6 protein-coding genes and 1 other annotated feature are annotated in these 6,882 nt (G+C 36.2%); of the genes, 3 read left to right on the top strand and 3 right to left on the bottom strand.

Annotated elements, in window-relative coordinates; genetic code table 11:
• From CBF33_RS05270 to CBF33_RS05260, 3 genes are all read left to right on the top strand, one after another.
• Positions 1–659 (top strand): IS3 family transposase (locus CBF33_RS05270; protein WP_126762052.1); only part of this gene is annotated, 659 nt, incomplete at its 5' end.
• Between the two features lie 103 nt (positions 660–762).
• Positions 763–979: a binding site (T-box leader), on the top strand.
• Positions 980–1,041: 62 nt separating this feature from the next.
• Positions 1,042–2,325, top strand: coding sequence for a serine--tRNA ligase (serS, locus tag CBF33_RS05265; protein WP_126762230.1), 1,284 nt, complete (start codon positions 1,042–1,044; stop codon positions 2,323–2,325).
• Positions 2,326–2,509: 184 nt separating this feature from the next.
• A complete protein-coding gene (locus tag CBF33_RS05260; protein ID WP_126762228.1) occupies positions 2,510–3,088 on the top strand; it encodes a recombinase family protein in 579 nt (192 codons plus the stop codon).
• Between the two features lie 4 nt (positions 3,089–3,092).
• Here the strand turns inward: CBF33_RS05260 and CBF33_RS05255 are convergent, their stop codons facing one another.
• Genes CBF33_RS05255 through CBF33_RS05245 form a run of 3 tightly spaced genes read right to left on the bottom strand, consistent with a single transcriptional unit; the run spans position 3,093 to position 6,851 of the window.
• Entirely contained in the window at positions 3,093–5,519 is a 2,427-nt protein-coding gene (locus tag CBF33_RS05255; protein ID WP_126762226.1) for a WxL domain-containing protein, read from the bottom strand.
• A gap of 37 nt (positions 5,520–5,556) precedes the next feature.
• On the bottom strand, positions 5,557–5,778 hold the full coding sequence (locus CBF33_RS05250; protein ID WP_126762224.1) for a hypothetical protein: 222 nt from the start codon (positions 5,776–5,778) through the stop codon (positions 5,557–5,559).
• Positions 5,779–5,780: 2 nt separating this feature from the next.
• Entirely contained in the window at positions 5,781–6,851 is a 1,071-nt protein-coding gene (locus tag CBF33_RS05245) for a WxLIP family cell surface protein (protein WP_126762222.1), read from the bottom strand.
• Between the last annotated feature and the right edge of the window lie 31 nt (positions 6,852–6,882).

Below are 6,882 nucleotides of genomic sequence, written 5' to 3'. Positions count from 1 at the left end.
ATGGTTATCGAAGAGTCACCGAAGTGATAAGAAGAACTCAAATTATAAACAAAAATACCGTTCAAAAAATAATGCAGAAATATGGTTGGAATTGCCGTGTAAAAGTAAAAAAGATAAAGAGAATTGGCAAGGTTCATAAAATATGTGACAACGTATTAAACCGGAATTTTAAAAGTGAAGAGCGCTTTAAAAAATTAGTAACGGATATCACTTATCTACCCTTTGGCTCTAAAATGATGTATTTATCCTCGATTATGGATTTATATAACGGAGAGATAGTCGCCTATAGTATTAGCGATAAACAAGATGTAAATTTTGTATTAGATACATTAAATCAACTACCAGAAGTTAATGATTGTATTTTACATAGTGATCAAGGCTCTGTGTATACATCTTACACCTATCAGCAAGAAGTAACGAAAAGAGGCATTACCATGAGTATGTCCCGTAAAGGGACTCCTGCCGATAATGCCTGCATCGAATCGTTTCATTCCTCTCTAAAGTCTGAAACGTTCTATCTCGATAGACTCAATAATGAGCCTACATCTATTGTAATTCAAATCGTGATAGATTACATTAAGTATTATAATAAAACACGAATTCAACAAAAATTGGGCTACAAGTCACCGATAGAATATCGGCAATCTGTAACCCAATAAGAAAGCTTTTTTGATACTGTCCCATTTTAATGGGTCAGTTCCTTTTCCAACGTCTTTTTTAACCCTTATTGACAAAACACCTTATCATTCGCTATACTACTATATAATATCAAGACTCAAAGACTAGTACGCTGTATTTTCTTTTATAGAGAGCTAACGGGTGGTGAAAGTTAGCAAAGAAAACAGGGGAATCCATCTTTTATAAGAGTAAATGAAGAAATAATTCATTTCGGTTACAGCCGTTATCTGTATCACAAGTGCAACTGATTGGTCAGTTGAATTTGGGTGGCACCGCGAATTTCAATCCGTTCGTCCCAGAGAGTCTTTTCTCTTTGGGCTGAACGGATTTTTTTATTGATTATATTATTTAGGAGGAATCACTATGTTAGATGTAAAAAAAATAAGACAAGAATTTGATACGGTAACACAAGCTCTACAAACACGTGGCGTTGACCCTACGGTATTAGAAGAGTTTAAAACACTAGATGAAGAACGACGCCGTCTACTCGTCCAAGTCGAAGAAAAGAAAAAAGAACGTAATACTGTTTCTGAAGAAATTGCTCGATTGAAAAAAAATAAGGAAGACGCGCAAGATAAGATTAATCAAATGAAAGAAGTCGGCGCTACTATTAAAGAACTCGACCAAGCCTTACAAGCTGTCGATGAAAAACTGACTTATATTGCCGTTCGTTTGCCTAATATACCCGACGCTAGCGTCCCTGTTGGAGAAGACGAAGACGCTAACGTCGAAGTCCGTCGTTGGGGAACACCTAAGACATTTGATTTTGAACCTAAACCTCACTGGGAAATTGGCGAAGCACTCGATATCCTTGATTTCGAACGTGGGGCAAAAGTTTCTGGTAGCCGTTTCGTCTATTACAAAGGACTGGGGGCCAAACTAGAAAGAGCCGTTTTCAATTTTATGTTAGACGTTCATACTGATGAACATGGTTACACGGAAATGTTAACACCTAATATCGTCAACAGTGCATCTATGTTCGGTACAGGACAATTTCCGAAGTTTACCGAAGATGTCTTCCAGCTAGCTGATAGTGATTTGACACTCATTCCGACAGCCGAAGTCCCATTGACGAATTATTATCGCGATGAAATTTTAGCAGGTGATACCTTACCACAATACTTTACTGCTTTCAGCCCATGTTATCGCTCAGAAGCGGGCAGTGCTGGGCGTGATACTCGTGGTTTAATTCGCTTGCATCAATTTAATAAAGTCGAGATGGTTAAATTTACCGATCAATCTTCTTCATATGACGAATTAGAAAAAATGACGAATGACGCTGAAGCGATTTTACAAAAACTTGGTTTACCGTACCGCGTCCTCGCACTATCTACCGGTGATATGGGATTCTCAGCCGCTAAAACTTACGACTTAGAAGTGTGGGTTCCTGCACAGGAAACATACCGTGAGATTAGTTCTTGCTCTAACTGTACAGACTTCCAAGCACGCCGTGGTAAAATCCGTTACCGTGACGAAAACGGTAAACTGCAATACGTTCATACCCTTAACGGCTCTGGTTTAGCTGTTGGCCGAACAGTCGTTGGCATCTTGGAAAACTATCAAAACGCTGACGGCAGTGTGACGATACCTGAAGCACTTGTCCCTTATATGGGTGGTATTACTAAGATAGAAGCACCAAAAAAATAATGTTATTTAATAAAAAAGGATAAAGCGATAAAATCGCTTTATCCTTTTCGGTTTTTATAATCTAAAATTAACATTAAACAAACTTTTGTTTCATAAAATTGTTATCCTTTTTCAAAATTAACTTTTTTTATATTGATGTTTAGTTTCTCGTTCATTTAACATATCTTTTAAAGGAGGAGTCATTATGGCAAAAATTGGTTATATGCGCGTGAGTACCTGTCATCAAAAGTTTGATTCACAAGAAAAAGCATTAAAAGAATTTGGAGTCGACCACTTGTTTAAAGAATATGGGAGCGGTAGAAATACCGATCGCTCTGAATTAAACAAAGCACTTGCATGTTTAGCTCCGGGAGATACATTTGTCATCTTTAAACTAGACCGTTTATCACGTACGACACGTCAACTTTTATTTCTTATCGAAGAATTTGAAAAGAGAAATATTCAATTTGTCAGTTTACAAAACCATATTGATACAAGTACACCAATGGGAAAGTTTTTTTTTACTATTATGGGAGCGTTCGCAGAAATGGAGGCTAACCTAATTCGCGAACGTGTCATTGCCGGTATCGAAGCTGCTAGAGAAAAAGGCGTCCCCTTAGGACGCCCTAGACAAATTAAAAATGCGTTGAAAGCTATCGATTTATATACGACTACCAATATGTCTGTTAAAGAAATCGCAGATAAATGTCACATCTCTATTCCTACATTGTATAAATATTTACGAGAGTTTAATATCCCTAAAAGACTTAAATCTAAAAAATAAGTAATTAAATTGTATCTTCTAAAGACCAATGAACGGTTGATTTATAGTTTTGTCCAGCTTCACCCCTATCGGCTGGTATTAATAATTTTATACTCTCTTTACTCATACTATTTTTCCAGATACCCTTATGATCTTCATTGGTTGGGGAACTAAATAGCGTAGTCGTATTATTAGGTAGTAGCTCTATTACACCTTGAGCTCCAATAACTGTTGACGGAGCTTGATTGTCATTTAAATATAATTCTCTTGGTAAATAGAGTTTAGTATTATAAATCCTATCACTATTATCATAAATATTTACCCAGTCGCTCATCTTTGCAGATAACTTCCAACCATTTGATACATATCTTTTATCTTTAAATGATAATATTGCATTTTCAGTTGGTGATACCAATTGAGGTGTTGATTTTCTATAAACTGTATCAAATTCAAGTTCCGGCACATCTATGATAGATAAAGGAGCTACATCCTCCCTATAAACATGATAGATAGTTACATCACTGTGAACATAAATAATTAACGTATTTTCTGGAGGAGCAGGTGATGGCGGTGTTCCTTGTCCCGACCATTCATTCCCTAAAAGCCAACCTTGATATTGATATAATCTAGAATTCACATATAAATCTTCACTCCTTGACGCATGGTGGATATAACCGTCTTCTACTGTCTTAGTCTCCTCCTTTAATAGTAGACCATTTTCATCAACTAATTTTTCTCTCACCTTATAACTCTGTTTAGTTTTAATTTCTCCAGTTATTTCTGCCAAGCCATTTGGATTGTCTCTTGAATAACCTCCTTTAATTTTCCAACGATACAAATGATTAGGCTTTAAACCTGAAACATCAAAATATCTTTTATTTGTTGCCCCTTTTGTCTGCGTATTACCAGTTTGCACCAATGTTTGATATTCAGAATCTTCATAAATTTCATACTCCCCATAAAACTGCTCTTCTTCAGGTGGGAGACCGCTAGGAAAGTTTAGATTAACTTCTGCATGTATCGAATTCATTGTACTTGATTGATTTTGTATTATCCAATGAGGCTCTTTGGCCGTCGGCAACCATCCTCCTAGCTGTGTTGCTAAATGACCAAAGCTATCATATAAATATATGATAAAAGAATATGGGGTATTGGCATCCAAATCCTTTGCTAAAAAAGAAGCAACAGGTTTATTTAATGTTGGATCATGTGCAACTGATCCTGTACCATGTATTACTTGAGTTGGGTTAGATGTCGGCCAGATGTCATATTGAACTGAGCTAACTATTTCTCCAAATGTGTCCACATTTCCTCTAAAAAAAACAGTATGTGCGCTAGCCCATTGACCATCAAAATTAAATTGCATCTTATTTTTTGTTGGCAACCACCCTCCTAATTGTGTTGCTAATTGCCCGAAACTATCATATAAATATATAATAAATGAATATGGAGTGTTCGGATTTAAATTCTCTGCTTGAAAATAAGCAACAGGTTTGTTTAAAGTTGCATCATGCATCGTAGAACCTATACCATGTACTTTTTGATTGGGATCTGCTGCTGGCCATATATCATATTGAACTGAGCTAATCTCTTCTCCAAATGTATCCACGTTGCCTCTAAAATAAATGGTATCGGCACTCGACCACTGACCGTCAAAATTAAACTTCATCTCGTTTTTGGTTGGTAACCATCCATATGACTTTACTTCATGCTGTGTTTCATCATAAATCTGAATTTCTAAATCATACATAGTATTAGCCAATAGATTATTTTCTATAAAAAAAGCTGTATACTTCCCTGTGACGTAGTTAAAACCTACTGAACCAGTACCATTTATAACTAGCGAGGAATTATTTCTTGGCCATATTCGATACTTTACTGAAGACACTGAATGACCATTTAAATTTAAGTCTCCTTCAAATAAAATAGAATGTGCTGAAGAACGTTGATTTGTAAAGATGAATTCTATACTTTTTTTCGTTCTAAATGTAGCTATAGGGGATGTTTCTCCTCTACCCAAATCATGATTATAAAGTTCTACAAAAACTTCATAATCAGTGTCCGGTTCCAATCCCGTAATAGTTTTTGTATACCTTCCATCATAATAGTCTAAAGTATTGTTTTGCTGCCAAACGTGTGTTCCAATTTTTCTATAATGAACAATTCTATTTTTTGTGGTATTTGTCACTGGTTGTTTAGTATACGTGCCTTCTATTCTTGCGGTATTAGATGATATGTTAATTATAGTAGGCTTAGATAAATTCAATAACCGAGCGCGTGGCGAAGGAATTAGAGATGGCTCTTCTTGTCTTTCTATACTGTCATTTTCCTTTAAAGAATTTATTCCAGTGTTATTTGTTATTTCTTTTGAGTAGATAAATAACGGATTTAAGATTAGTAATAGTATCAATACTATTAATGTAGCACTTATATGCTTATAAGTTTTCTTCATCTGAATTCTCCTTTATCTGTAAAAAATAATATATAAACTAAGGAATAAACTGTAGCTGTAATTGTAAATCCATAAAAATATATAAAGCTAGACCTATATCAGCCAAACTTAAAACTCCTAAAAAAACTAATGGTGCGATTCTCATACGAGTCCGACTAAGTCCTCTATCCTTAGAACGTTGTAGCACGATATAGCCGCTAGCTAGTAAGCCTAACAACCCAATAATAACCAGTGCGTATACCCAATACATTGGTTTCATATCTATGACCTCCTTCTACGAGATTTGCCAGAATGTTTCGTTGTTTTTTGTTGATTGAGTAAATAAATCATCATGACAATTGTTAAAATCATTAACAATCCACCTATATAATCCGTATAACGTGGTAACACGAGTTTATAAGCAGCATCGCGATTGATTTTTTTTGCGACACTTTCTGGCACTTCAAATGATTCATCCCATTTCCATTCATACCCTTTAGCACGAGCGCGTATGTGCAACGTATAATATCCGCTCGGTAATTCATCCACTCCCCACGGCGTGATGAAATCAAACCGTGAATTAGGTGCCATTCGCATATTGTCGACCTTTTTACGTTTTAATACGTCTTTTTCTCCTTTACGTGTCAATTCTGTTGCAATTGACAAACTATCTAATACTTTGGGGTTCGGGTTTTGAAAGGTCGCAGCTACTACCTTACTCCCGTGGTCAATCTTCGCTTCGACTTGTTTTAAGACGAGGTCACCACCGGTATTATAGTACTCATTATCTTCAGTTAAGATAAAACTCGTTGTATAACCGTACGTGTTAGAAATACCTTTCTTCTCCTCTTCCGTAAGAGCAACACTATAACGAATTGCGCCTAGCTTAATGCCATCAAATGGCTCTTCGGGTACTTTCACATGAATGGGAACTCTCTTTGACTCAAAATTCTCAACCGTAACGGTTTGGAACTCTTCTGGGATTGTCACGATATCTGTCAATGGTACTTTCAAACTTGTATCCAGCACGGGATTTTCCTGTCCATTTTCTAACTCGCCTTGCGAATTCGTCACCGTATTATTAATCCGCAGTTGCACCGTCACAGGTTCTTTTCGAATACTTTGAACTACCACATAAACATCTTGTTCCTGATTAGGCCGTACACTTAGATAAAAATATGTTTTAGATGGGTCTAATTGATTCTCAGGTAATTCCGTGCTAACAGTAAACCCTACATTTTTTTGCGTGTCATCTGCTAATACGCGCTGTGATGACATGACAGGATAAACTCCCATGACTAACCAAATACACAAGCTATATAGCCATCCTTTTCTTTTCTTGCTGTTTCTCATATCTTACTCCTTCATCCTCAATATTTCTTAA

Source organism: Vagococcus lutrae (assembly GCF_003987555.1).
Classification (GTDB): domain Bacteria; phylum Bacillota; class Bacilli; order Lactobacillales; family Vagococcaceae; genus Vagococcus_A; species Vagococcus_A lutrae.
This window is presented reverse-complemented; position numbering and strand designations above follow the sequence as displayed.

Coding starts and splice junctions, on each gene's coding strand:
- CBF33_RS05255 (WP_126762226.1), bottom strand. CDS start 5,519: ATGAAGAAAACTTATAAGCATATAAGTGCTACATTAATAGTATTGATA.
- CBF33_RS05260 (WP_126762228.1), top strand. CDS start 2,510: ATGGCAAAAATTGGTTATATGCGCGTGAGTACCTGTCATCAAAAGTTT.
- CBF33_RS05245 (WP_126762222.1), bottom strand. CDS start 6,851: ATGAGAAACAGCAAGAAAAGAAAAGGATGGCTATATAGCTTGTGTATT.
- serS (WP_126762230.1), top strand. CDS start 1,042: ATGTTAGATGTAAAAAAAATAAGACAAGAATTTGATACGGTAACACAA.
- CBF33_RS05250 (WP_126762224.1), bottom strand. CDS start 5,778: ATGAAACCAATGTATTGGGTATACGCACTGGTTATTATTGGGTTGTTA.